We start from the raw sequence: 26282 nt of genomic DNA on the forward strand, positions 1-26282 counted from the left end.
TGCCTTCGGTAAGGAGCACCATGGCTCACGCACCACAAATCAGAATCGCTGCCACCTACATGCGCGGCGGCACCAGCAAAGGCGTGTTCTTCAGCCTGACCGATCTGCCCGAAGCCGCGCAGGTTCCTGGCCCGGCACGCGATGCGCTGCTGCTGCGGGTGATCGGCAGTCCCGACCCGTACGACAAGCAAATCGACGGCATGGGCGGCGCGACGTCGAGCACTAGCAAAACCGTGATCCTGTCGAAAAGCACCCGCGCCGATCACGACGTCGATTACCTGTTCGGCCAGGTGTCGATCGACAAGCCGTTCGTCGACTGGAGCGGCAACTGCGGCAACCTTTCGGCGGCGGTCGGTTCGTTCGCCATCAGCAACGGTCTGGTCGACGTCAGCCGCATTCCGCACAACGGCGTGGCGGTGGTGCGCGTGTGGCAGGCCAACATCGGCAAGACCATCATTGCCCACGTCCCGATCACCAACGGCGAAGTGCAGGAAACCGGTGATTTCGAACTCGACGGCGTGACCTTTCCGGCGGCCGAAGTGCAGGTTGAATTCATGGATCCGGCGGCGGAAGAAGAGGGCGGCGGTGGCTCGATGTTCCCCACCGGCAATCTGGTCGATGAGCTTGAGGTCCCGGGTGTCGGCACGTTCAAGGCGACCATGATCAACGCCGGGATCCCGACGATATTCGTCAACGCCGAAGACATTGGCTACACCGGCACCGAACTCCAGGGCGCGATCAACGGCGATCCAAAAGCGCTGCTGATGTTCGAGACCATTCGTGCCTACGGTGCGTTGCGGATGGGGCTGATCGCCAATCTGGAAGAAGCCGCCAAGCGGCAACACACGCCGAAAGTTGCGTTCGTCGCCAAGCCTGCGGATTACGTAGCGTCGAGTGGTAAAGCGATCGCTGCTGGTGATGTGGACCTGCTGGTGCGCGCGTTGTCGATGGGCAAGCTGCACCACGCCATGATGGGCACGGCGGCAGTGGCGATCGGCACGGCGGCAGCGATTTCCGGCACGTTGGTGAATCTCGCTGCGGGAGGCATTGAACGCAACGCGGTGCGTTTCGGCCATCCGTCGGGGACTTTGCGCGTGGGCGCTGAAGCGACGCTGGAGAATGGCGAATGGGTGGTGAAGAAAGCCATCATGAGTCGCAGTGCGCGGGTGCTCATGGAAGGCTATGTCCGCGTGCCCGGCGATTGCTTTTAAGCAACAGCAATATCCTTGTGGGAGCGAGCCTGCTCGCGAAAGCGATGCATCAGACATGCAAATGTTGACTGACGCTCAGCCTTCGCGAGCAGGCTCGCTCCCACAGTGGATTGCATTTCAATCATAAGAAATCGTTAGCCCTGAACCGAGGTCCCATCAACGAACCACTTCACGAGTGAATCGAACATGAGCGCCAACGTCGACCTGAACAACCGCCCCGATTACGACGCAGTTCTGCAGGACATCGCCGACTACGTCCTCACCTTCAAGCCCGAATCCGCCGAAGCGCTGAACACCGCGCGCAACTGCCTGATCGACACGCTGGGCTGCGGTCTGCTGGCTCTGCGTTTTCCCGAATGCACGAAACATCTCGGCCCGATCGTCGAAGGCACGGTTGTACCGTTCGGCGCACGAGTGCCGGGCACCAGTTATCGCCTCGATCCGGTCAAGGCCGCCTGGGATATCGGCTGCATCGTCCGCTGGCTCGACTACAACGACACTTGGCTTGCCGCTGAGTGGGGGCATCCATCGGACAACCTCGGTGCCATCCTCGCCGTTGCTGATCACCTGTCGCAGAAACGCGTCGCCCACGGTGAGGCGCCGCTGACCCTGCGTGATGTGCTTGAAGCGATGATCATGGCCCACGAGATTCAAGGCGTGATCGCTCTGGAAAACTCCTTCAACCGGGTTGGACTCGACCACGTCATTCTGGTGAAAGTCGCCTCGACCGCCGTCAGCGCCAGACTGATGGGTGCCAATCGCGAGCAGCTGTTGTCGGCGCTGTCCCATGCCTTCGCCGACGGTCAGGCGCTGCGTACCTATCGCCATGCGCCGAACGCTGGCTCGCGCAAATCCTGGGCGGCGGGGGATGCGGCGAGTCGCGGCGTAAGGCTGGCCGACATCGCCATGCGCGGTGAGATGGGCATTCCCGGCGTGTTGAGCGCGAAGCAGTGGGGCTTCTATGACGTTTCGTTCAGCCACACCAACAACGATCTGGCGCTGAAACCCGCGGACAAACGCGCTTTCAGCTTTTCCCGGCCGTTCGGCAGTTACGTGATGGAAAACGTGCTGTTCAAGATCAGTTTCCCCGCCGAATTCCATGCGCAGACGGCATGCGAGGCGGCGGTGACCTTGCATCCGCAGGTGCGCAATCGCCTGCATGAGATCGACCGCATCGTCATCACCACCCATGAATCGGCGATCCGCATCATTTCCAAGGTCGGCCCGCTGGGCAATGCCGCCGACCGCGACCACTGCCTGCAATACATGACCGCCGTGCCGCTGGCATTCGGCAATCTGGTGGCGGAGCACTACGAAGACGACTTCCACAAGGCGCATCCGATCATCGATGTGCTGCGCGAAAAAATGGTCATCGTCGAAGAACCGCGTTTCACTCGCGAATACCTTGAGCCCGACAAGCGCTCGATTGCCAATGCCGTGCAGGTGTTTTTCAAGGACGGCAGCAGCACCGATAACGTGCTGGTGGAGTACCCGATCGGCCATCGCCGCCGCCGCGCCGAAGGTATTCCGTTGCTGGAGGACAAGTTCAAGGCCAACCTGGCCACGCGGTTTGCCGGGCAGCGTTGCGCTGAGATATTTGCGCTCTGTGAGGATCAGGCGCGGCTGGAAGCCACAGCGGTGAATCGATTCATCGACCTGTTTGTGATCTGACGGACCGCGTTATCGTTCTTCGCGGGCAAGCCCGCTCCCACAGGGAATGGTGATGAACACAGAAATTGTGAACACCTTCAGAACCTGTGGTAGCGGGCTTGCCCGCGATAGCGTCAGATCAGGCACCGCAAACCTACTTGAACCGCCGCTCAACCCCTTTCTCCACCAGAATCTTCGCCGAAATCTCTTCCACCGAGAAATGCGTGGAATTGATGTGCGGAATGTTCTCGCGGCGGAACAGGTTCTCCACTTCGCGCACTTCGAATTCGCACTGGGCGTAGCTCGAATAACGGCTGTTGGGCTTGCGCTCGTTGCGGATCGCGGTCAAGCGGTCCGGGTCGATGGTCAGGCCGAACAGCTTGTGCTGATGGGCGCGCAGGGCCGTCGGCAGGGTCAGGCGCTCCATGTCGTCTTCGGTCAGCGGATAGTTGGCCGCGCGGATACCGAACTGCATGGCCATGTACAGACACGTCGGCGTTTTGCCGCATCGCGACACGCCCACTAGTATCAGATCGGCTTTGTCGTAATAGTGGGTGCGCGCGCCGTCATCGTTGTCGAGGGCGAAGTTCACCGCCTCGATGCGCTCCATGTAATTGGAGTTGTGCCCAATGGAATGGGACTTGCCGACGGTGTAGGAAGAATGCTCGGTAAGCTCCTGTTCGAGCGGCGCGAGGAAGGTCGAGAAAATGTCGATCATGAAACCATTGGACGTTGCGAGAATCTCACGAATGTCCTGATTGACGATGGTGTCGAAGATGATCGGCCGAAAGCCGTCGGTTTCAGCGGCTTTGTTGATTTGTTGTACCATGGCCCGCGCTTTTTCCACGCTGTCGATGTAGGGCCGCGTGAATTTGCTGAAGGTAATGTTTTCGAACTGCGCCAGCAGGCTTTGACCCAGGGTTTCGGCGGTAATGCCGGTGCCATCGGAGATGAAGAAAGCAGATCGTTTCATTTGCACCTTGGGCCTTAAGCTAGTAACGAATCTTGGATATGATAGGCGCGATTTGCCGGCCGCCATTGGCCCGCATTCTCACTTATTTTCCAGGTCCAGGCCATACAACCGGCCAAGGCTCCCCCGGGCCGCCGGTTTCTGAGCTTTTCCAACACAGTTAGTGGAGAGATCACCTTGGTAGAGTACGTAGTTTCCCTCGATAAGCTCGGCAAACACGATGTTGAGCATGTGGGGGGCAAGAACGCATCCCTGGGCGAGATGATCAGTAACCTGGCAGGCGCCGGTGTTTCGGTCCCCGGCGGCTTCGCCACGACGGCTCAGGCCTATCGTGACTTCCTCGAACTGAGCGGCCTGAACGAGCAGATCCACAAGGCCCTCGACGCGCTCGACGTCGACGACGTCAATGCCCTGGCCAAGACCGGCGCGCAGATCCGCCAATGGATCATGGACGCCGAATTCCCTGAAAAGCTCAACACCGAGATCCGCACCGCGTTCGCCGCGCTGTCGGCCGGCAATCCTGATGTGGCCGTTGCCGTGCGTTCTTCAGCCACCGCCGAAGACCTGCCGGACGCCTCGTTCGCCGGTCAGCAGGAAACCTTCCTGAACATCCGTGGTGTGGAAAACGTAATCCGCGCCGCTAAAGAGGTGTTCGCTTCGCTGTTCAACGACCGTGCGATTTCCTACCGCGTGCACCAGGGTTTCGACCACAAACTGGTCGCCCTGTCGGCTGGCGTGCAGCGCATGGTGCGCTCGGAAACCGGCACCGCCGGCGTGATGTTCACGCTCGATACCGAATCGGGTTTCCGTGATGTGGTGTTCATCACCGGCGCTTACGGCCTGGGCGAAACCGTCGTACAAGGCGCGGTCAACCCGGATGAGTTCTACGTACACAAAGGCACGCTGGAGGCCGGTCGTCCGGCGATCCTGCGTCGCAATCTGGGCAGCAAAGCCATCAAGATGATCTACGGCGACGAGGCCAAGGCCGGTCGTTCGGTCAAGACTGTCGATGTCGACAAGGCCGAGCGCGCGCGTTTCTGCCTGACCGACGCCGAAGTCAGCGAGCTGGCCAAGCAGGCGATGATCATCGAGAAGCACTACGGCTGCCCGATGGACATCGAGTGGGCCAAGGACGGTGACGACGGCAAGCTGTACATCGTGCAGGCCCGTCCGGAAACCGTGAAAAGCCGCACCCAGGCCAACGTCATGGAACGTTACCTGCTGAAAGAAACCGGCACCGTGCTGGTGGAAGGTCGGGCGATCGGCCAGCGCATCGGCGCCGGCAAAGTGCGGATCATCAAAGACGTCTCGGAAATGGACAAGGTCCAGCCGGGCGACGTGCTGGTTTCCGACATGACCGACCCGGACTGGGAACCGGTGATGAAGCGCGCCAGCGCCATCGTCACCAACCGTGGCGGACGTACCTGCCACGCGGCGATCATTGCCCGTGAGCTGGGCATTCCGGCGGTGGTCGGTTGCGGCAACGCCACCCAGCTGCTGAAGGATGGCCAGGGCGTGACCGTATCCTGCGCCGAAGGCGACACCGGTTACATCTTCGAAGGCGAACTGGGCTTCGACATCAAGAAGAACTCCGTCGACGCCATGCCGGAGCTGCCGTTCAAGATCATGATGAACGTCGGCAACCCGGATCGCGCCTTCGACTTCGCCCAATTGCCGAACGCCGGCGTCGGTCTGGCGCGTCTGGAATTCATCATCAACCGCATGATCGGCGTGCACCCGAAAGCGCTGTTGAACTACGACGGCCTGCCCCAGGAAATCAAGGACAGCGTCGACAAGCGTATTGCCGGTTACAGCGACCCCGTTGACTTCTACGTCGACAAACTGGTGGAAGGCATCAGCACCTTGGCTGCAGCGTTCACGCCGAAAAAAGTCATCGTGCGTCTGTCGGACTTCAAGTCCAACGAATACGCCAACCTGATCGGCGGCAAGCTCTACGAGCCGGAAGAAGAAAACCCGATGCTGGGCTTCCGTGGCGCTTCGCGTTACATCAGCGAATCGTTCCGCGACTGCTTCGAACTCGAATGCCGCGCGCTGAAACGCGTGCGCAACGAGATGGGCCTGACCAACGTGGAAATCATGGTGCCGTTCGTCCGTACTCTCGGCGAAGCCAGCCAGGTGGTCGATCTGCTCGCCGAGAACGGCTTGAAGCGTGGCGAGAACGGTCTACGCGTAATCATGATGTGCGAACTGCCATCCAACGCGATTCTGGCTGAGGAATTCCTCGAATTCTTCGACGGTTTCTCGATCGGCTCCAACGACCTGACCCAACTGACGCTGGGTCTGGACCGTGACTCGGGGATCATCGCGCACCTGTTCGACGAACGTAATCCAGCGGTCAAGAAGCTGTTGGCCAACGCCATTCAGGCCTGCAACAAGGCTGGCAAGTACATCGGCATCTGCGGTCAGGGTCCTTCGGACCACCCGGATCTGGCCAAGTGGCTGATGGAACAGGGCATCGAGAGCGTGTCGCTGAACCCGGACACCGTGCTGGAAACCTGGTTCTTCCTCGCCGAAGGTCAGGCACAGGCTTGATCAACATGTGAACGGGCCGCGCCCCCTGTAGGAGCGAGCCTGCTCGCGAAGACGGAGCAACATTCACCATGGATGTTGATTGATACACCGCTTTCGCGAGCTGGCTCGCTCCCACAGGGGCCGGGCCTTGAGATTGAAGTAGGGCGGGCTCCATCGGATGCCGCCCTTTTTTGTGCAAGAGCATTATGCAAAGCAGCAGCAACCTGTTTCCTGTCGCGCTGATCAGCGCCGAGCGGCGCGGCGATCTGAGCGAAGACGTCTATCGATTGAAACCCGGCAACAGCCCGGACTGGTCCGTAGAGATCGCCGTCACCCGCCTGGGCATGGCCGATGACACGGCGCCACGCGGCGTGCCGGTGATTCTGTTGCACGGCAGCTTTTCCAATCGGCGCTTCTGGTTTTCCCCCAAAGGCCTCGGTCTCGGCGCGTATCTGACCCGGCTTGGCTTCGACGTGTGGATTCCGGAAATGCGCGGTCACGGCCTGTCCCAGCGCAACGAAGACTATCGGCGCAACCGCGTGGCCGACTACGCCCGTTACGATCTGCCGGCGATTGCCGCGTTCGTGCGTGAGCAAAGCGGACAGATCCCGCACTGGATCGGCCATTCGCTGGGCGGCATCACCCTGGCAGCAGCGCTCGGCGGCGAGTATCTCGGCGAACCGGCCGTGGCCTCGGCGGCGTTTTTCGGCACCCAGGTCAGCCGCACCTATTGGCCTTTGAAAATCCCACCGGTGGAGTGGGGCGGGCGCTTTATTCTCAAGCGTTTCGCGCAGTTGTCCGGCTCACGCCTCAAGCGCGGCCCGGAAGACGAACCGATTGGCCTGGCCATCGAAAGCATGCGCTGGTACGGCTTGTTCGGTCGCTTCGGCGACAAGGACAAGGACTGGTGGGCCGGACTTGCCGAGGTTCAGGTACCGGTGCTGGCGGTGACGGCAGCGGGCGATCATCAGGATCCGGCGTGGGCTTGCCGCAAGCTGTTCGAGCAGATCGGCGCCGAGCACAAGCAGTTCATCAACCTGGGCCGCGAGCAGGGCTTCTCGGATAATTTCGGCCATGTCGAAATGCTGGTGAGCAAAGCTGCGCAGGCTGAAGTGTGGCCGCTGGTGGCGCGCTGGTTGAAGGATCAGCAGACACCGTTGCTTGCGCAGCCAGCGAATCTGGCCGCTGCAGTGTGAGGGGCGTTCCGTTCAGCCTGGCTTGCGGCTAAGATATGACGCATTGTGCGGTTCCGGTCATATTTCGTGACTGTTTAGCGATAACGTTTCAGCCGCGGTTCAGGTTCGCTCAGCGACCATGGCATGGACTAAGGTAAACAGCGACCGCCGGAACTCGTCTAATCAGAATGCGGCATCCTTGATCGTCTTCCTTGTTACAGGAGTTTTTCGATGGAACATTACCTTACGCCTGACCTGTGCGACGCCTACCCGGAGCTGGTGCAGGTGCTGGAACCGATGTTCAGCAATTTCGGCGGCCGGGATTCCTTCGGCGGCGAAATCGTGACCATCAAGTGCTTCGAAGACAATTCGCTGGTCAAGGAGCAGGCCGAACTCAACGGCAAAGGCAAAGTGCTGGTGGTTGATGGCGGCGGTTCGCTGCGCCGCGCCCTGCTGGGCGACATGATCGCCGCCAAGGCCGCGCAGAACGGCTGGGAAGGGCTGGTGATCTACGGTTGCATCCGTGACGTCGACGTCATCGCCCAGACCGATCTCGGCGTGCAGGCGCTGGCCAGCCACCCGATGAAAACCGACAAGCGCGGCATCGGCGACCTCAACGTCCCGGTGACTTTCGCCGGCGTGACGTTCCACCCAGGCCAATACATTTATGCGGACAACAACGGCGTGATCGTGTCGCCGAGCCCGCTGAAGATGCCTGAATAAGCTTTTCGACAAGGGATGCGGATGTTCGAGGAAGAAAACGCGCAATGGGGGCTGGTGCATGCCCTGGTGCTGGACGGCAAGGGCGGTGCGCGTTCGATAGCCCGGACTGAGCTCGACGATTTGCAGCTGCAGGCCCATGAAAGCCTGTGGCTGCACTGGGATCGCAGCCATCCGCAGACCCAAACCTGGCTGCGCAAATCCAGCGGGCTCAACGAATTCACCTGCGATCTGCTGCTGGAAGAGAACACCCGCCCGCGTCTGTTGCCATTGCCCGACTCCGAGCTGCTGCTGTTTCTGCGCGGGGTCAATCTCAACCCGGGCGCCGAGCCGGAAGACATGGTCTCGGTGCGGATTTTTGCCTCCGCTCAGCGCGTGATTTCCCTGCGCTTGCGTCCGTTGCGCGCTACAGATGAGTTGCTGGCGCTGCTGGGGGAGGGCAAAGGTCCGAAAACGTCTTCTGAATTGATGCTGTATCTGGCGCAGTTCCTCACCAATAAAGTGCAGGATCTGGTCACGTGCCTGTCGGAAGTGGTCGATGAAGAGGAAGAAAAACTCGACGCCGACGAACGGTATACGCCCGAGCACGGGGCGATTTTGCACATCCGCCGTAGAGCGGCCGGGCTGAAGCGTTTTCTTGCGCCACAGCGGGATATTTTCGGACAGCTGACGCGGATAAAATTGCCGTGGTTCGTCGAAGACGACGCCGACTACTGGAACGAATTGAACAACAGCCTGACCCGTTATCTGGAAGAGCTCGAATTGACTCGAGAGCGTGTGGGGCTTGTGCTGGAGGCCGAAGACCGGCGTTTGAGCGTGCACATGAATCGCACCATGTACCGCTTCGGCATCATTACCTGCATCTTCTTGCCGATGAGTTTCATCACCGGTCTGCTGGGCATCAATGTCGGCGGTATTCCGTTTGCCGAAAGCCCGTATGGTTTCCTGATTGCCTGCCTGACGGTACTCGCCCTGGCGTTCGGCCAGTGGTGGTTGTTCCGTCGATTGCGCTGGGTGTGAACATGGCGCATGTGACCCGAGTAAAACTGCCCGCGTCTTTCACAGACATCACGAGAGGTGCGTATGCACGATCCGTTTGAACAGTCTTTGCGCGACATGCTCAACGCTTCGCCGTCCAGCCGCGACGACGATGCGTGCCTGGGCCGCGTACTCAAAACCGCCAACCGCCAGGTCGGCGCCGGTGATCTGTTCAGCCTGCTGGGCCGCTGGCTGCCCGCGCTGATGATCGCCCTGAACAATGGCTCGGCGCATGTCTCGCCGGTTTCCCGTCTTCGTAAAACCACTGCTCGCATTGCTGATAAGGCTGATTGAATATGGAACTTGATCTCTGGACTCAGAGCCTCGTCACTGCAATGACTGCGTTGTGGACCAAAGTCGCTAATTTCATTCCGAACCTGTTCGGCGCACTGGTTGTGCTGCTGTTGGGTTTCGTCGTGGCCAAGCTGCTCGACACCTTGCTCTCCAAATTGCTCGCAAAACTGGGCCTTGATCGCCTGATGGGCGGTACCGGGCTGACCAAACTGATGTCGCGGGCCGGGCTGCAAGTGCCGATCTCGACGCTGATCGGTAAAATCGTCTACTGGTTCGTTCTGCTGATTTTTCTGGTTTCCGCAGCAGAATCCCTTGGCCTTGAGCGAGTTTCAGCTACGCTGGACATGCTGGCGTTGTATCTGCCGAAAGTATTCGGCGCCGCGCTGGTGTTGCTGGTCGGTGTCCTGCTGGCGCAACTGGCCAACGGGCTGGTGCGCGGCGCAGCAGAAGGCGTAGGCCTGGACTACGCTTCCGGGTTGGGACGGATCGCGCAGGGGCTGGTGATCATCATCAGCATCTCGGTAGCGATCAGCCAGCTCGAGGTCAAGACCGACCTGCTGAACCATGTGATTGTCATCGTATTGATTACCGTTGGTCTGGCAGTTGCGCTGGCCATGGGTTTGGGAAGCCGGGAAATCGCCGGTCAGATTCTTGCGGGAATCTATGTGCGTGAGCTGTATGAGGTTGGGCAACAAGTGCGTGTTGGCGAGGTCGAAGGCCAGATCGAAGAGATCGGCACGGTTAAAACCACATTGCTGACCGATGAGGGTGAGCTAGTCTCTCTCTCCAATCGGATCCTGCTGGAACAGCATGTGAGTAGCCGCTAAACCGGCAAACCCTGCTAATGTATGCCGCCGCAAAATGCCAGCCAAGGCTGGTTGTGGCGGACATTGACCTGACTGTCGGCACGACTTGTTTTGAATAAAGCCCAACCGCTATCCACGCGCTACGACCCCCGCGAGCTCTCTGATGAGGAGTTGGTCGCGCGCTCGCATACCGAGCTGTTTCACGTAACGCGCGCCTACGAAGAGTTGATGCGGCGTTACCAGCGAACATTATTTAACGTCTGCGCGAGATATCTTGGGAACGATCGCGACGCAGACGATGTCTGTCAGGAAGTGATGCTGAAGGTGCTGTACGGCCTGAAGAACTTCGAGGGGAAATCGAAGTTCAAAACCTGGCTTTACAGCATCACTTACAACGAATGCATCACGCAGTATCGGAAGGAACGGCGTAAGCGTCGCTTGATGGACGCTCTCAGTCTGGACCCTCTTGAAGAAGCGTCTGAAGAAAAGGCGCCGAAGCCGGAGGAGAAGGGTGGGCTTGATCGCTGGCTGGTGTATGTGAATCCGATTGACCGCGAAATTCTGGTGCTACGATTTGTCGCAGAGCTGGAGTTTCAGGAGATCGCAGACATCATGCACATGGGTTTGAGTGCGACAAAAATGCGTTACAAACGCGCTCTAGATAAATTGCGTGAGAAATTTGCAGGCATTGCTGAAACTTAGTTCAGCGCAAATATCTCTTACGTGTAGGCAAGTTCTGATAGACTTGCCGCCGAGTTGTCCCCCGGTTTGCGGGACTGCTTCACAATCACCAGATGGGGATTTAACGGATGAAACTGAAAAACACCTTGGGCTTGGCCATTGGTTCTCTGATTGCCGCCACTTCGTTCGGCGCTCTGGCACAAGGCCAAGGCGCAGTTGAAATCGAAGGCTTCGCTAAGAAAGAACAATTCGACAGCGCTCGTAACTTCAAGAACAACGGCAACCTGTTCGGCGGTTCGATCGGTTACTTCCTGACCGACGACGTTGAACTGCGTCTGGGCTACGACGAAGTGCACAACGTACGTGCCGACGATGGCAAGAACGTCAAAGGCGCTAACACCGCTCTGGACGCTCTGTACCACTTCAACAACCCAGGCGACATGATTCGTCCATACGTTTCGGCCGGTTTCTCTGACCAGAGCATCGACCAGAACGGTTCGAACGGTCGTAACCGTTCCACCTTCGCCAACGTTGGCGGCGGTGCCAAGCTGTACTTCACCGAGAACTTCTACGCCCGTGCCGGCGTTGAAGCTCAGTACAACATCGACCAGGGCGACACCGAGTGGGCTCCTAGCGTCGGTATCGGTGTGAACTTCGGTGGCGGCTCCAAGCCAGCTGCTGCTCCAGTTCCAGCACCTGCTGAAGTCTGCTCCGACAGCGACAACGATGGCGTTTGCGACAACGTTGACAAGTGCCCGGACACCCCAGCCAACGTAACCGTTGACGCTGATGGCTGCCCAGCAGTTGCTGAAGTTGTTCGTGTTGAGCTGGACGTGAAATTCGACTTCGACAAGTCGGTAGTCAAGCCTAACAGCTACGGCGACATCAAAAACCTGGCTGACTTCATGAAGCAGTACCCATCCACCACCACTACTGTTGAAGGTCACACTGACTCCGTCGGTCCTGACGCTTACAACCAGAAACTGTCCGAGCGTCGTGCAAACGCCGTTAAGCAAGTTCTGACCAACCAGTACGGTGTTGAATCGTCCCGCGTTCAGTCTGTTGGCTACGGCGAATCCCGCCCAGTTGCTGACAACAAAACTGAAGCTGGCCGCGCTGTAAACCGTCGCGTAGAAGCGCAGGTTGAAGCTCAAGCTAAGTAATTAGCTGCCGCTGATGGAAAAGCCCGGCTCAGGCCGGGCTTTTCTTTGTCTGCGATTTGGCTTCGCCGCTTAAAGCGCCTGCGCGTTGTACGCCGTCCCGGAGCTACCGAAGGCTGCGATCTTTTGCTCTTGAGCAACAGCCGCCACCGCACCAATCACCAGAATCGCCGGACTTTTCAACTCAAACGCCGACGCATCCTCAGCCATCGCAGTCAGATCACTGCGACATTCACGCTGATGCGCCAAAGAAGCGTTTTCGATCATCGCCACCGGCGTATGCGCCGCCATCCCTCCCGCCAGCAGCTGATCACGAATCTCGCCCAGCTTGGCCACGCCCATGTAAACCACCAGCGTCGTTCCGCCTTGCGCCAACGCCTGCCAGTTCAACTGGCTGTCATCCTGAGTGTGCGCAGTCACCAGCGTTACCCCGCGCGCGACGCCACGCAACGTCAGCGGAATATCGCACTGCGTCGCCCCGGCCAGCCCGGCGGTAATGCCATTGACCAATTCCACTTCAACCCCGCGCTCGCGCAACCACTGCGCTTCTTCGCCACCGCGGCCGAAAATGCACGGATCGCCGCCCTTCAGGCGCACTACGCATTTGCCCTGGCGTGAATAACGCAGCATCAGCCGATGAATGAATGCCTGTGGCGTCGAACGGCAGCCGCCGCGCTTGCCAACGGGAATAACCCGCGCAGTCGGGCAGTGTTCCAGCACGGCGTCGTTGACCAGATCATCGATCATCACCACATCGGCCTCGCGCAATGCACGCACCGCTTTGAGCGTCAGCAACTCCGGATCGCCAGGGCCTGCGCCCACCAGCCAGACTTTCGCATTCATGGTGTTGTCCTCGTTAAATGACCGCGACCGGCCGCGCTTCGGCAGCCAGCAGACGCTTGATTTCCGGCACGCAGGAACCGCATTGCGTGCCGCATCGGAGATTGTTTTTCAGGCCTTGCAGATCCAGGCCCTGGCGAATGCCGGCGCAGACTGCGTTGAGGCTGACGTTTTCGCAATTGCACAAGGTCTTGTCGGTGGCGATCGCTCCGACAGTGCCCGGCGGCGCGCTCATCGGCGCGAGCAGCCAGCGCCGCAGTTGTTGGTCGGCACGGCCCTCCAGCCACAGGCTTTGCAGCCAGTGTTGCGCCAGGGTTTCGCCGGCGAGGCGAATCGCAGTGATACGGCCGTTTTCGATACGCACCCGCTTGCCGATGGCTCGGCGAGGGTCGTCGTAGGCCAGAACCGGGCCATCCAGCAGCGAGAGGCACTGGTCGATCTCGCCCAGCAGCTGTGGATCGGGCGCCTCAGCGTGTGCAGCACGTATCAGCAACGCTGGCCGCTCACGCCCGACAAGGCTGAGGCTGACGTAGGAAAACGCCTCGCACAGCGGTCGTAGCGTCTCGAAATGCCGCTGAACATCACCCTCGATCAAGGCGAACAATTGCCACGGCAGGTTGACTGCCTCCAGACGCACGCCGGCGTGTTTGAGCTCCGGTTGCCTGGACAGCGGATCAAACGCCGGCAAGGTCAGCTTGTTAACACCGCCCTTGAGATAGCGATCGCCCCAGTGCATCGGCAGAAACGCTTGGCCCGGACGCACGCTGTCGTCGCTGCCGACCGCAACAATCACCGCGCCACGGCGGCTTTTCAAATTGACCAGATCGCCGGGCTGCAAGCGGTGCCGCCGCATTTCGTCCGGGTGCAGGCTCAGCACGGCTTCGCTGACGTGGCCGAACAATTGCGCGGCGGTGCCGGTGCGGCTCATGCCGTGCCACTGGTCACGCAGGCGACCGGTGATCAAAGTCAGCGGGAAGCGCGCGTCGCGTTGTTCCTTGGCGGCGCGATAAGGATCGGCAATGAATTGCGCGCGGCCGCTAGGCGTAGGAAAGACGCCGTCTTCGTAGAGTCGTGTGGTGCCTTGCCGGGCGCCGGCAGGGAAGGGCCATTGCTGCGGACCGATCTCGTCGATCAAGGCATGACTGATTCCGCACAGATCCAGGTCTCGCCCTTGGGTCAGCAGTTTGAATTCATCAAACAACTGCGAAGGCTGATCGAAAGCGAACAGACTTGGCTGCCGAGGACGCAGACGTTTCTCCAGACGCTGTGCGAAATCCACCGTGATCGCCCAGTCCGGCCGCGCTTCGCCCGGTGCGACAACCGCTTTGCGCACGTGGGAAATGCGCCGCTCGGAGTTGGTCACCGAACCTTCCTTCTCGCCCCAACTGGCGGCGGGCAACAACAAGTCGGCAAACGCTGCGGTTTCGGTGGTGCGAAAGGCTTCCTGCAACACCACAAAAGGGCAGGCCTCAAGCGCTGCGCGTACTGCGCTCTGATCAGGCATCGATTGCGCCGGGTTGGTACAGGCGATCCACAGCGCTTTGATCTTGCCGCTACTCACGCTTTCGAATAGTTCGATGGCGCTCAGGCCCGGCGCCTCGGGCAAGCTCTCCACGCCCCAGTACGCCGCCACTTCGGCGCGATGTTCCGGGTTGGCGGCATCGCGATGGCCCGGTAGCAGATTCGACAGACTGCCGGTTTCCCGCCCGCCCATGGCATTTGGCTGACCCGTCAGGGAGAAAGGTCCTGCACCGGGACGGCCAATTTGCCCGGTGGCCAAGTGCAGATTGATCAGCGCGCTGTTTTTTGCGCTGCCGGCGGTGGACTGATTCAGGCCCATGCACCACAGCGACAGGAAGCTCGGCGCAGTGCCGACCCATTCTGCGCATTGCTGCAGTTGCTCGATGCTGATGCCGCACAGTTGCGCAACCATCTGCGGGGTGTAATCGCGGACCAGCGTCTTGAGTTCGGCGAGGCCTTCGGTGTGCGCCTTGATGAAATCGCGATCGACCCAGTCTTCCCACAGCAACAGATGCAAAATCCCATGGAACAAGGCGACATCGGTGCCGGGAAGAATCGCCAGATGCAGGTCAGCCAAATCGCAGGTGTCGGTGCGACGTGGGTCGATAACGATGACTTTCATCTGCGGGCGACGGGATTTGGCTTCCTCCAGCCGACGGAAAAGTACCGGATGGGCGTAGGCCATGTTACTGCCGACGATCATCACGCAGTCGCTCAGCTCCAGGTCTTCGTAACTGCACGGCGGTGCGTCGGCGCCGAGGCTGCGTTTGTAACCGACCACCGCCGAGGACATGCACAGCCGCGAATTGCTGTCGATGTTGTTGGTGCCGACCAGCGCCCGCGCCAGTTTGTTGAAGGCGTAATAGTCCTCGGTGAGCAACTGTCCGGAGATGTAGAACGCCACGCTGTCCGGGCCGTGTTCGGCGATGGTTTCGGCAAACACATTGGTCGCGTGGTCGAGGGCGGTATCCCAGTCAGTACGGCTGCGCGCCAGGCCTTTGCCCAGGCGCAGTTCCGGGTACAAGGCGCGGGCGGCGAGGTCGCCGGTCAGGTGCAGCGTCGAGCCTTTGCTGCACAGTTTGCCGAAGTTGGCCGGGTGCGCCGGATCGCCGCTGACGCCGAGGATGCGCTCGCCGTCATGCTCGATCAGTACGCCGCAGCCGACCCCGCAGTAACAGCAGGTCGAGGCGGTCGTCTGGCGGTTCATCAGATGGCGTCCCGCAGGGCCAGTTGCACCCGGCCATTCTCGACCCGCGCCGGATGATGGTGCGCACAGCCGATGTCCGGCGCCTGGGCTTCGCCGGTTGCGAGGTCGATCTGCCAGTTATGCAGCGGGCAGGCCACGCGCTTGCCATAGATCAGACCTTGCGACAGCGGGCCGCCCTTGTGCGGGCAGCGATCATCGAGGGCGAAAACCTCGTCGTCGCTTGTACGAAAAATCGCGATGTCACCTTTCGGTCCGGCAATGATCCGCGAACCGAGGGCGTTGATCTCTTCCAGCGCACAGATATCGAGCCAGTTCATGCCGGCACCTCCAGGTTTTTCACGGGGATCACGTCGAATTCTTTCTTCAGTTGCGGCTGCGCCAGGCGCTCCTTCCACGGGTCCTGTTCGAACGACAGGGAGAATTGCAGCCGCTCGTTCAGGGCCTTGCGCCGCTCGGCGTCTTCGAGCACGTTCTTCTTGATGTGCTCCATGCCGACCCGTTGCAGGTAATGCACGGTGCGTTCGAGGTAGAAGGCTTCTTCGCGGTAGAGCTGCAGGAACGCGCCGTTGTATTCGCGGACTTCTTCGGCGGTCTTGAGCTTGACGAAGAACTCGGCGACTTCGGTCTTGATCCCGCCGTTGCCACCGATGTACATCTCCCAGCCGGAGTCGACGCCGATAATTCCTACGTCCTTGATGCCGGCTTCCGAGCAGTTGCGTGGGCAACCGGACACCGCCAGCTTCACCTTGTGCGGCGACCACATGTTGAACAGGTCGTGCTCGAGCTCGATGCCCAGTTGCGTCGAGTTCTGCGTGCCGAAACGGCAGAACTCGCTGCCAACGCAGGTTTTCACCGTGCGGATGGATTTGCCGTAGGCGTGGCCGGACGGCATGTCGAGGTCTCTCCAGACGCCGGGCAGATCCTGCTTCTTGATCCCCAGCAAGTCGATGCGCTGACCGCCGGTGACCTTGACCATCGGCACGTTGTACTTGTCGGCCACATCGGCGATCCGCCGCAGTTCCGATGGATTGGTCACGCCGCCCCACATGCGCGGCACCACCGAATAGGTCCCGTCCTTCTGAATGTTGGCGTGTGCGCGTTCGTTGATCAGGCGCGATTGCGGATCGTCCTTGGCCTCGCCCGGCCAGGTGGAAATCAGGTAGTAGTTGAGCGCCGGGCGACAGGTCGCGCAGCCATTGGGCGTGCGCCAGTTCAGGTAACTCATGGTCTCGGCGATGGTCAGCAGGTGTTCCTGGCGGATCGCCTGACGAATCTGCCCGTGGTTGAGGTCGCTGCAACCGCAGATGGCTTTTTCGCTTTTCGGTTTGACGTCCGCCGCGCCGCCCACGGTATTGATCAGAATTTGCTCGACCAGACCGGCGCAGGAACCGCAGGAGCTGGCAGCCTTGGTGTGTTTCTTCACTTCGTCGACGCTGAACAGGCCGTGTTCCTGAATCGCCTTGACGATGGTGCCCTTGCAGACACCGTTGCAGCCACACACTTCGGCGCTGTCGGCCATGACCATGGCTTTGTCCTGGCCCTGATGTCCTACGTCGCCTAGGGCGTTTTCGCCGAACATGAGGTGATCGCGGATCTCGCCGATGGCGTGATTCTCACGAATCTGCCGGAAATACCAACCGCCATCTGCCGTATCGCCGTACAGACAGGCGCCAACCAGCACGTCATCCTTGATCACCAGTTTTTTGTACACACCGCCGATCGGGTCGGAGAGGGTGATGGTTTCGGTGCCTTCGCCGCCCATGAAGTCGCCGGCGGAGAACAGGTCGATGCCGGTGACTTTCAATTTGGTCGAGGTCACTGAACCCTGATAGCGAGCGAAACCCAGTTGCGCGAGGTGATTGGCGCAGACCTTGGCTTGTTCGAACAGCGGCGCGACCAGACCGTAGGCGATGCCGCGATGGCTGGCGCATTCGCCGATTGCGTAGATGCGCGGGTCGTAGGTTTGCAGGGTGTCATTGACCAGAATCCCGCGATTGCAGGGGATGCCGGCCTTTTCCGCCAGCTCAGTGTTGGGGCGAATGCCGGCGGCCATCACCACCAGGTCGGCAGGGATGATGTCGCCGTTCTTGAACTGCACCGAGCCGACCCGGCCATTGCCGGCGTCATGCAGGGCTTGGGTCTGTTCGCACAGGCGGAAATGCAGGCCACGGGATTCCAGCGCCGATTGCAGAAGCTGGCCGCTGGTCTTGTCCAGCTGCCGCTCCAGCAGCCATTCGCCGAGGTGCACCACGGTCACGTGCATGCCGCGCAGCATCAGGCCGTTGGCCGCTTCGAGGCCGAGCAGACCGCCGCCGATGACCACGGCGTGCTTGTGGGTCCTGGCGGTGTCGATCATGGCCTGGGTGTCGGCGATGTCGCGATAACCGATCACGCCCTGCAAGGTGTTGCCGGGGATTGGCAGGATGAACGGAGTCGAGCCGGTGGCGATCAGCAGACGGTCGTACTCGGCTTCGGTGCCGTCCTCGGCGATCACTCGGCGTTTGACCCGGTCGATCTCCACCACTTTGCGGTTGAGCAGCAACTTGATGTTGTTTTCCAGGTACCAGTCGAGGTCGTTCAGCACGATCTCTTCGAAGGTCTGCTCACCGGCTAGCACCGGCGACAGCAGGATGCGGTTGTAGTTGGTGTGCGGTTCGGCGCCGAAGACGGTGATGTCGTAGAGCTCGTCGCTCAGCTTGAGCAGTTCTTCCAGGGTACGGACCCCGGCCATGCCATTGCCGATCATCACCAGTTTGAGTTTTTTCATCAGGTTCTCCGGGAGCTGCGGCTGGCCTCTGGTGGGCCGTCGGGCCTTGCTCGACAAATTTTGCGCAAACAAAAAAAGGCGTCCCGCTAGTTGCCTAGCGAGGACGCCTTTGTCCTGGTCCCGTTCTCTCGGGAAGCGCAGCCTTCGTCGTTGAAGGTTGGGCTTTATGTATGGTGAAAAGGGTAATGCAGTGGTTGTGCCAACTTGTTATGGCGCCGCAATTGCTGGTTTTTTTGCCCGATTGGAGCTGGCTCGATGCACTTTCTCGAGGCGTGTTGCGCTTTTTTGGAGCGCAAGATCAAAAGATCGCAGCCTTCGGCAGCTCCTACAGGTGTACGCAACCAACTGTAGGAGCTGCCGAAGGCTGCGATCTTTTCAGGGCTGATGAAACAACAAAACCAGCAGCACCACATTCCCCAGCAACGCCACCAACGCCATGGTCCGCCAGACCTTTAACGGCTCTCGCTCGAGTAAAGGCCGGGGCCGCACACTCAAACTTTGCCGCTCACCCTGTTCCAGCACCAGCAGCCACTCTTCAGCGGTTTCGAAGCGTTGCTGCGGATCGGCGGCGACGCCGCGTTCCAGACTTTGCGCCAGCCAGTCCGGCAAGTCCGGGCGATAGCGACTGGCATTCACCGGCACGCCAAATCGGGGCCGTTGAAACGCTTCGATTTCGCCGTAGGGGAAATGCCCGGTGAGGAGGAAATACAGGGTGACGCCCACCGAATACAAATCCTGCTGCGCACTTGGCGACTCGCCGCGAAACGCTTCCGGGGCGATGAAACTTGGCGTTCCCGGCAGGGTCGACGGCGCGTCCTCCGACAATCCCGGGCAATAAGCCAGGCCGAAATCCAGCAGGCGCAGCTCGCCGTCATCCCCCAGCAACAGATTTTCCGGTTTGATGTCGCGGTGCAGAATCTGCCGCCGATGCAGCAGCCCGACCGCGCGCAATAGCCGCTCGGCGATGTCCTGCCACTGCGCCAGTGGCAACGGGCCGCTGTGTTGAAAAATTTCGGCCAGCGTCGTCCCGGCGTATTCGCGCATGACGTAATACAAATGCTGACGCTGAGTGCAGGCATGGATTTGCGGAAAATGCCGGCCGGCCACGCGCTTGAGAAACCATTCCTCGGACAGCAGCGCCTGCCCGGCTTGCGGGTCGTCGGCCAGCCGCGTCGGCAAGGTTTTCAACAGCCAAGGCTGGCCCTGACTATCGAGCACGCGATACAGCAATGATTGCTGGCTCTGGCCGATGATGCCTTGCACCTGCCATCCTTCAAACGCTTGCCCGGGTTTGAGCGCTGGCGGCAGCGGCCATTGCTGCAATTGCACCAGCGCATCGCCAATGCTCGCTTCGCCCAGCGCATCGACGCGCACCAGCAGGGCACTGGCGTTGTCCTGACTGCCGGCCAGATGCGCGGCGTTGACCAAGGTTTGCGCGGCGCTGGGCAGATCCGCTTGATCACGCAGAATCGCCGCGATCGCGGTATCGCCCAGGGTCGACCAGATGCCGTCGCTGAGCAGCACGAAGCTTTCGCCCTCACGCAGTTCGCCGTCGAGGAAATCCAGGACCAGATGCTGATCGAGCCCGAGCGCACGTTTGAGCACGTGTTGCATGCCCGGTTGCTCCCAGACGTGATCCTCGCTGATGCGCTGCAAGCGCTCGGCGTGCCAGCGATAGACCCGGCAATCGCCGACATGGGCGAGGGTGAATCGCCGACCGCGCATCACTAGCGCGCTGACCGTGGTCAGCAGCGGTTGCCCGCCGCCGTTGGCCTGCAGCCAGCGATTTTGCGCGAGCAGCAGGCGATCCAGCGCCTGGGCCACGCTCCAGGTTTCCGGCGTGGCAAAGTAGTCCAGCGCCAGGGCCTGCAAGGTCGAACGCGCGGCGAGGCCGCCATCGGCGCACTGGCTGACGCCGTCGGCGATGGCGAAAAGATAACCCTTGCTCACCGCCAGTGCCGGCGCCGGTGTCACTGAACGCAGGGCGTCCTGATTCTCCGCGCGCGGGCCGGTGGCGCTGGCTTCGGCGAAGCTCAGTTGCAGGGCCATTGGGGCCTCAGACCCGCGCCGCCGTCACCGCCGCCGAGCCCCAGGTGGTTCTCCAGCGACGCTTGACGCCGTGCAGGCCAAACCATGCCAGCACGCCGAGGCTGGCGAACAACCACAGCGCCAGTTGATAGCTGCCGGTGCTTTGCTTGATCGCGCCCATGCCGGCCGCCAGGGCGAAGCCGCCAATTCCGCCGGCCATGCCGATCAGCCCGGTCATCACGCCGATCTCCTGACGAAAACGCTGCGGCACCAGTTGGAAAACCGCACCGTTGCCGGCGCCCAAGCCGAGCATGGTGCAGACGAAAAGCGCCAGCGCCGCGTAGGAACTTGGCAGATTGAAGCCCACCGCTGCGATGCAGATGGCAGCGACGGTGTACATCGCCAGCAAGGTACGAATGCCGCCGAAGCGGTCGGCCAGCGCGCCACCCAATGGCCGCATCAGGCTGCCGCCGAACACGCAGGCAGCGGTGTAGTAGCCGGCGGTCACCGGGCTCAGACCGTATTGATCGTTGAAGTAACCGGGCAGGGCGCTGGCCAGGCCGATGAAGCCGCCGAAGGTGACGCTGTAGAAAAACATGAACCACCAGCTGTCGCGATCACCGAGGGCCTTGAAGTAGTCGGCCATGGCTTTCGGTTTTGGCCGCTGCGGGGCGTTTTTTGCCAACAGGGCGAACAGCACCAAAGTCAGGACCAGCGGGATCAGGGCAAACCCGAAGACATTGCTCCAGCCGAACGCGGCGGCAATCACTGGCGCCAGCAGCGCGGCGAACACGGTGCCGGAGTTGCCCGCACCGGCGATGCCCATGGCTTTGCCTTGGTGCTCTGGCGGGTACCACTGCGAGGCCAGCGGCAGGGCCACGGCGAACGACGCGCCGGCCATACCGAGGAACAGGCCGAGGATCAGCGCCTGTTCATAACTGTGGATGCCGAGTTTCCAGGCACCGAACAGCGCGCAGATGACGATGACCTGGCCGATCAGCCCGGCGGTCTTGGGCGACAAGCGATCAGCGAGCATGCCCATGGCGAAGCGCAACACCGCGCCGGCCAGAATCGGCGTGGCGACGACGAGGCCGCGTTGCTGGGTGGTCAGGTGCAGGTCGGCGGCAATCTGCACCGCCAGCGGGCCGAGCAGGTACCAGACCATGAAGCTCAGGTCGAAATACAGAAAGGCCGCGAACAGGGTCGGGGTATGGCCGGATTTCCAGAAGCTTGAATTCATCGCGCACCTCGGCTGAAAAGAGTCTCGAAAGGAGTCATGCACAGCAGGTGGAGCGCCTCACGGCCGCACCACCGGCCCCGTTCTGTGGGGCCAAAACGCAAAAACGCCGCTACCTGATTCGCCGAGGGGCGAACGGGGTGAGCGACGTCTTTGTCGTAGGTGGGGCAACCGCCGTTGGTTACCTGTGCGGTTTACTTAGCGAGATTTGTGCCAACAGCTGAAAAGCAAAAGCCCCTCACCCTAGCCCTCTCCCAGAGGGAGAGGGAACCGAGCGGGGGATGGCCGAATCATTTGCCGATCTGAACGATTTCGAGTGAATCCATAATCGACTCGGTCGTTCAGGTCGGCGGACAGCGCCAGACAACGCGGTCGGTCCCCTCTCCCTCCGGGAGAGGGCTAGGGTGAGGGGCTCTTGATTTGCAGCGAAAATTTCAGCCCAGCAACTCACTCATGGCAATGATCTGCTCCGCCACCTGAATCAGCTTCTGCTGGCGGCTCATCGCCTGGCGGCGCATCAGCGTGTAGGCCTGTTCCTCGTTGCAATCCTTCATCTTCATCAGCAACCCCTTGGCCAGTTCGATGCGCTTGCGCTCGGCCAGTTGCTGATCGCGCGCCTGCAATTGCGCGCGCAAAGCCTGGTCACTCTCGAAGCGCGCCATCGCCACGTCGAGAATCGGCTGCAACCGTTGTGCGTGAATGCCTTCGACGATGTAGGCACTGACCCCGGACTTGATCGCCTGACGCATCACCCCCGGGTCATGTTCGTCGGTAAACATCACGATCGGCCGGGGCTGGTCGCGGCTGACCAGCACCACTTGCTCCATGACATCGCGGCTCGGTGACTCGGTATCGATCAGGATCACGTCGGGGCGCACCGTTTCGACGCGCGCCGGCAGGTCGATGGTCAGGCCGGACTCGTCGATTACCTCGAAGCCGGCCTCGGTCAGCGCCGCTTTCAGGCGTCCGACTTTTTTCGCGGTGTCGTTGATCAGCAGAATGCGCAACATGTTCGCGGTCTCCTGTCAGCGCTGGGCGAGAAGGGGGGCGGTGTCGCTCAGGGCATGCAGTTTGAAACTGCGCGCATAACCCGCCGGGTCGCTGCCGTCCCAGACCTTGCCGTCGAGCAACTGGCTGCTGCGCAGGTCTGCGTACGAAGTCGCAACACCGACAGCGCTGGCGGCCTCGCGATACAGATCCAGACGCTGAACCTGGCGGGCTACGGCCAGATAATCCGGATCCTCGCGCAACAGACCCCAGCGACGAAACTGGGTCATGAACCACATGCCGTCGGAGAGGTACGGCAGATTGACCTCGCCACCGCCGTGAAAACGCAGCGCATGCGGGTCCTGCCAGCGATTGCCGAGGCCATCGGCGTAATCCCCCATGAAACGCGGCTCGATGCACGGGGCGGGGGTGTCGAGGTATTCGGCGGCGCTGAGTAATTGCGCGGTACTGCGGCGGTTTTCCGGGCTTTCTTCGATGAAGCGACTGGCCTCAAGGATGGCCATGACCAGCGCCCGCGCGGTGTTGGGGTATTGCTCGACGAATTCGCGAGTGCAGCCGAGGACTTTTTCCGGGTGGTCGGGCCAGATGCTCTGGCTGGTCGCCATGGTGAAACCGAGATTCTGCTGCACGGCGCTGGCCGCCCACGGTTCGCCGACGCAAAAGCCGTCGATGCGCCCGGCTTGCAGGTGCGCAACCATTTGCGGCGGCGGCACGACCACGCTGTCGACGTCCTGCAACGGATGAATGCCCTGGCTCGCCAGCCAGTAATAAAGCCACATCGCATGGGTGCCGGTGGGAAAGGTCTGGGCGAAGGTCAGTTTTGCGCGGCTTTGGTGCACGTGCCGATCGAGCGCTTCAGGACTGTTCACGCCAGCCTGTTGCAAACCATGGGACAGGTTCAGGCTTTGGCCATTCTGGTTCAGGCCCATCAGCACCGCCATGTCGGTCGGGGCGACGCCGCCGATGCCCAGGTGCACCGCATAAATCAGCCCGTACAGACTGTGCGCGGCATCCAGTTCGCCGCTGACCAGTTTGTCGCGCAGGTTGGCCCATGAGGCCTGACGTTTGAGGTTCAGCGTCAGGCCGTAGGGCTGGGCGAAGCCCTGGGTGGCGGCGACCACCACCGAGGCGCAGTCGCTCAGCGCCATGAAGCCGAGATTGATCGCGCTCTTCTCCGGCGCATCGCTGCCATTGACCCAGGCCAAAGGCCCCAAGGACGTTTCGTTCATACGCTACCTCAAAAAAAACGTCGTCCCGGATTCTGCGCAGGCGAAACCCGGGGACGACGCCATTGTCCTGGCCTGCGCGCCGTCATTGGTCGGCAGACTGATGGGAGGGGTGGTGCAAGGCATATGCCAGTCGCCTGATTCGCGCAGGCGCCTCGCGCCGGGGGACGATGCCCGGCTATAATCGCCGCCTCTTTTCGCCGCCCGAGTCATTGCCGCCCATGTACACCCTGGCCCGTCAGCTGTTGTTCAAACTTTCCCCGGAAACCTCCCACGATCTGTCGCTGGATCTGATCGGCGCGGGTGGACGTTTGGGCCTCAACGGCTTGCTGTGCAAGGCTCCGGCGAAAATGCCGGTGACCGTCATGGGCCTGGAGTTCCCGAACCCGGTAGGGCTGGCGGCAGGTCTGGACAAGAACGGCGCGGCCATCGACGGCTTTGCGCAACTGGGTTTCGGTTTTGTCGAGATCGGCACCGTGACCCCGCGTCCGCAGCCGGGCAACCCGAAACCACGCATCTTCCGCCTGCCGGAAGCCGAGGCGATCATCAATCGCATGGGCTTCAACAACCTCGGCGTGGATAACCTGCTGGCGCGGGTCGCTGCGGCGAAATACACAGGCGTGCTGGGCATCAACATCGGCAAGAACTTCGATACCCCGGTCGAGCGCGCGGTGGATGATTACCTGATCTGCCTGGACAAGGTTTACGCCCACGCCAGCTACGTCACCGTCAACGTCAGCTCGCCAAACACCCCGGGCCTGCGCAGCCTGCAGTTCGGCGACTCGCTCAAACAATTGCTCGCGGACCTGGCCACGCGCCGCGCCGAACTGGCTCTGCGTCACGGCAAGCATGTGCCGCTGGCGATCAAGATCGCGCCGGACATGACCGACGAAGAAACTGCGCAGGTCGCCCAGGCGTTGATCGAAACCGGCATGGATGCGGTGATCGCCACCAATACGACTCTGAGCCGTGTCGGCGTCGAAGGCATGGAGCATGGTGACGAGGCGGGCGGTCTGTCGGGTGCGCCGGTGCGTGAAAAGAGCACCCATACCGTGAAGGTGCTGGCGGGCGAATTGGCCGGGCGTTTGCCGATCATTGCTGCGGGCGGGATTACCGAGGGCAAACACGCGGCGGAGAAGATCACGGCCGGTGCAAGCCTGGTGCAGATCTATTCGGGCTTCATCTACAAAGGCCCGGCGCTGATTCGTGAATCGGTAGACGCCATCGCCGCGTTGCGCTGAGGATTGCCGAGGACTTGTCGGAGCCTTTGTGGCGAGGGGATTTATCCCCGCTGGGCTGCTCAGCAGCCCCAAAGCCTTGCACATTGATACGCCAGGTAAATTGAAATTCGGACTTCGCGACTGCTGCGCAGCCGAGCGGGGATAAATCCCCTCGCCACGTGGATCCCGGTTAACCCTTTTTGCAGGCATAAAAAAGGGCTCCTCGAAGGAGCCCCTGGGCCGTAGCCCGCCGTCCGGGAGGGACGTGCGTGGTTAATTCAATGCAAATTCAGATTGTCGTGTCGGAATAAATGCCCTGTGTCAGCCGACGGCGTGAAGTTCGTTGAGTCTGTGGATTCCCGCAGTGCCGGTCATACCGTCCCAGTTGTCGCCGCGTCCTTCTCGCCAGCCGTTGATCCAGGCTTGACGTACCGACGGTAGAGTAAATGGGCAAAGCTCACGGGATTTGCCACCAACGCCATATTGATATCCGCGCAAAAATGCTCTTTCCAACGGATCACGCTTAAGTCTTCTCATAGGGTGTTTCCCTCACTTGTTGACTGTAGTGTCGCGTTGACCTCAATTGAGGTCTGGCAGAAAAAACCTGCCATCGTGCGGCTCGCTGCCGGCGTGGCGAGCCAAGGTGTTGACGCCGTTGCGACGTCAACCTGTGTTCAGTTCTAACCAATGAGTCACACCGAGGGAATGATCGTTTTGTCATAAGCACGTAACGTAAAGGATGCTATGGCAATAAGTAACCGCGTATTTATTCAACGTTCATTGCGCAAACCCCGGTATGATCGGCGCCCCGCTGACTCAGGGGGTTAATCCTTTAGTGAGAATGACCCACGTTTGCGCTTGGGTAATATTCGACGAAGGGTCGCTTTCAGTCTTTTTGTTTCACCAACTTTTTTATCTGTCCCGGCATCTAAGCTCTTTTAACCCGAGCAGCGGGGATGGAACGGCACACCTTCGTGCCACGCGGGCGCTC

General features: G+C 60.8%; 21 protein-coding genes. 11 read left to right on the forward strand and 10 right to left on the reverse strand.

Annotation, left to right across the window (positions count from 1 at the left end; translation table 11 throughout):
• Positions 1-20 precede the first annotated feature (20 nt).
• Entirely contained in the window at positions 21-1211 is a 1191-nt protein-coding gene (prpF, locus tag ASG55_RS05130; RefSeq protein ID WP_056784140.1) for a 2-methylaconitate cis-trans isomerase PrpF, read from the forward strand.
• Between the two features lie 186 nt (positions 1212-1397).
• The gene (prpD, locus tag ASG55_RS05135; RefSeq protein WP_056784143.1) at positions 1398-2882 is read left to right on the forward strand and encodes a 2-methylcitrate dehydratase; all 1485 of its coding nucleotides are present in this window, start codon (positions 1398-1400) and stop codon (positions 2880-2882) included.
• Positions 2883-3015: 133 nt separating this feature from the next.
• Here prpD and ppsR read toward each other — a convergent pair whose 3' ends face one another.
• Positions 3016-3834 (reverse strand): posphoenolpyruvate synthetase regulatory kinase/phosphorylase PpsR, encoded by an 819-nt coding sequence (ppsR, locus tag ASG55_RS05140; RefSeq protein ID WP_016773826.1) that lies wholly within the window; start codon positions 3832-3834, stop codon positions 3016-3018.
• Between the two features lie 174 nt (positions 3835-4008).
• Here ppsR and ppsA point away from each other — a divergent pair, with 174 nt between their 5' ends.
• The 8 genes from ppsA (at position 4009) to ASG55_RS05180 (ending at position 12240) form a co-directional block, all read left to right on the forward strand.
• Entirely contained in the window at positions 4009-6384 is a 2376-nt protein-coding gene (gene ppsA / locus ASG55_RS05145; protein ID WP_056784146.1) for a phosphoenolpyruvate synthase, read from the forward strand.
• Positions 6385-6569: 185 nt separating this feature from the next.
• Positions 6570-7559: an alpha/beta fold hydrolase gene (locus ASG55_RS05150; RefSeq protein ID WP_041479138.1), complete on the forward strand. Its 990-nt coding sequence runs from the start codon at positions 6570-6572 to the stop codon at positions 7557-7559.
• A 210-nt stretch (positions 7560-7769) separates the two neighbouring features.
• Positions 7770-8261, forward strand: a complete 492-nt coding sequence (gene rraA, locus ASG55_RS05155) for a ribonuclease E activity regulator RraA (protein WP_016773829.1) — start codon at positions 7770-7772, stop codon at positions 8259-8261.
• A 21-nt stretch (positions 8262-8282) separates the two neighbouring features.
• Positions 8283-9278: a zinc transporter ZntB gene (locus ASG55_RS05160; protein ID WP_016773830.1), complete on the forward strand. Its 996-nt coding sequence runs from the start codon at positions 8283-8285 to the stop codon at positions 9276-9278.
• 63 nt (positions 9279-9341) lie between these two features.
• Positions 9342-9590, forward strand: a complete 249-nt coding sequence (locus ASG55_RS05165) for a hypothetical protein (protein WP_056784148.1) — start codon at positions 9342-9344, stop codon at positions 9588-9590.
• A 2-nt stretch (positions 9591-9592) separates the two neighbouring features.
• Positions 9593-10417 carry a mechanosensitive ion channel family protein gene (locus tag ASG55_RS05170; protein ID WP_016773831.1) on the forward strand — a complete coding sequence of 275 codons (825 nt, stop codon included), beginning with the start codon at positions 9593-9595 and terminating at the stop codon, positions 10415-10417.
• A gap of 90 nt (positions 10418-10507) precedes the next feature.
• Positions 10508-11098 (forward strand): RNA polymerase sigma factor SigX, encoded by a 591-nt coding sequence (gene sigX, locus ASG55_RS05175; protein ID WP_016773832.1) that lies wholly within the window; start codon positions 10508-10510, stop codon positions 11096-11098.
• Positions 11099-11205: 107 nt separating this feature from the next.
• A complete protein-coding gene (locus ASG55_RS05180) occupies positions 11206-12240 on the forward strand; it encodes an OmpA family protein (RefSeq protein WP_039762998.1) in 1035 nt (344 codons plus the stop codon).
• Between the two features lie 69 nt (positions 12241-12309).
• Here the strand turns inward: ASG55_RS05180 and cobA are convergent, their stop codons facing one another.
• The 8 genes from cobA to ASG55_RS05220 all read right to left on the reverse strand — a co-directional run bounded on the left by cobA (position 12310) and on the right by ASG55_RS05220 (position 24074).
• The gene (gene cobA, locus ASG55_RS05185; protein WP_056784150.1) at positions 12310-13080 is read right to left on the reverse strand and encodes a uroporphyrinogen-III C-methyltransferase; all 771 of its coding nucleotides are present in this window, start codon (positions 13078-13080) and stop codon (positions 12310-12312) included.
• A gap of 13 nt (positions 13081-13093) precedes the next feature.
• Positions 13094-15805: a nitrate reductase gene (locus ASG55_RS05190; RefSeq protein WP_056784153.1), complete on the reverse strand. Its 2712-nt coding sequence runs from the start codon at positions 15803-15805 to the stop codon at positions 13094-13096.
• A complete protein-coding gene (gene nirD, locus ASG55_RS05195) occupies positions 15805-16122 on the reverse strand; it encodes a nitrite reductase small subunit NirD (protein ID WP_041479130.1) in 318 nt (105 codons plus the stop codon). Before nirD ends, ASG55_RS05190 begins: the two co-directional genes overlap by 1 nt.
• Positions 16119-18572: a nitrite reductase large subunit NirB gene (gene nirB / locus ASG55_RS05200; RefSeq protein ID WP_056784156.1), complete on the reverse strand. Its 2454-nt coding sequence runs from the start codon at positions 18570-18572 to the stop codon at positions 16119-16121. Before nirB ends, nirD begins: the two co-directional genes overlap by 4 nt.
• Before the next feature lie 375 nt (positions 18573-18947).
• Positions 18948-20621: a bifunctional protein-serine/threonine kinase/phosphatase gene (locus ASG55_RS05205; RefSeq protein ID WP_056784160.1), complete on the reverse strand. Its 1674-nt coding sequence runs from the start codon at positions 20619-20621 to the stop codon at positions 18948-18950.
• Between the two features lie 7 nt (positions 20622-20628).
• Complete coding sequence (locus ASG55_RS05210) at positions 20629-21840, reverse strand: nitrate/nitrite transporter (RefSeq protein WP_056784165.1); 1212 nt, start codon at positions 21838-21840, stop codon at positions 20629-20631.
• 431 nt (positions 21841-22271) lie between these two features.
• Positions 22272-22847: an ANTAR domain-containing response regulator gene (locus tag ASG55_RS05215; protein ID WP_056784167.1), complete on the reverse strand. Its 576-nt coding sequence runs from the start codon at positions 22845-22847 to the stop codon at positions 22272-22274.
• 15 nt (positions 22848-22862) lie between these two features.
• The gene (locus tag ASG55_RS05220) at positions 22863-24074 is read right to left on the reverse strand and encodes a CmpA/NrtA family ABC transporter substrate-binding protein (RefSeq protein ID WP_056784170.1); all 1212 of its coding nucleotides are present in this window, start codon (positions 24072-24074) and stop codon (positions 22863-22865) included.
• Between the two features lie 218 nt (positions 24075-24292).
• Between ASG55_RS05220 and ASG55_RS05225 the strand changes: the two genes are divergently transcribed.
• Positions 24293-25312, forward strand: coding sequence for a quinone-dependent dihydroorotate dehydrogenase (locus tag ASG55_RS05225; RefSeq protein WP_056784173.1), 1020 nt, complete (start codon positions 24293-24295; stop codon positions 25310-25312).
• 300 nt (positions 25313-25612) lie between these two features.
• On the opposite strand, the gene rmf is transcribed toward ASG55_RS05225, so the two are convergent.
• Complete coding sequence (gene rmf, locus ASG55_RS26165) at positions 25613-25828, reverse strand: ribosome modulation factor (protein ID WP_003223300.1); 216 nt, start codon at positions 25826-25828, stop codon at positions 25613-25615.
• Positions 25829-26282: the final 454 nt, after the last annotated feature.

It is taken from the genome of Pseudomonas sp. Leaf434, assembly GCF_001425545.1.
GTDB classification, from domain to species: Bacteria; Pseudomonadota; Gammaproteobacteria; order Pseudomonadales; family Pseudomonadaceae; genus Aquipseudomonas; species Aquipseudomonas siliginis.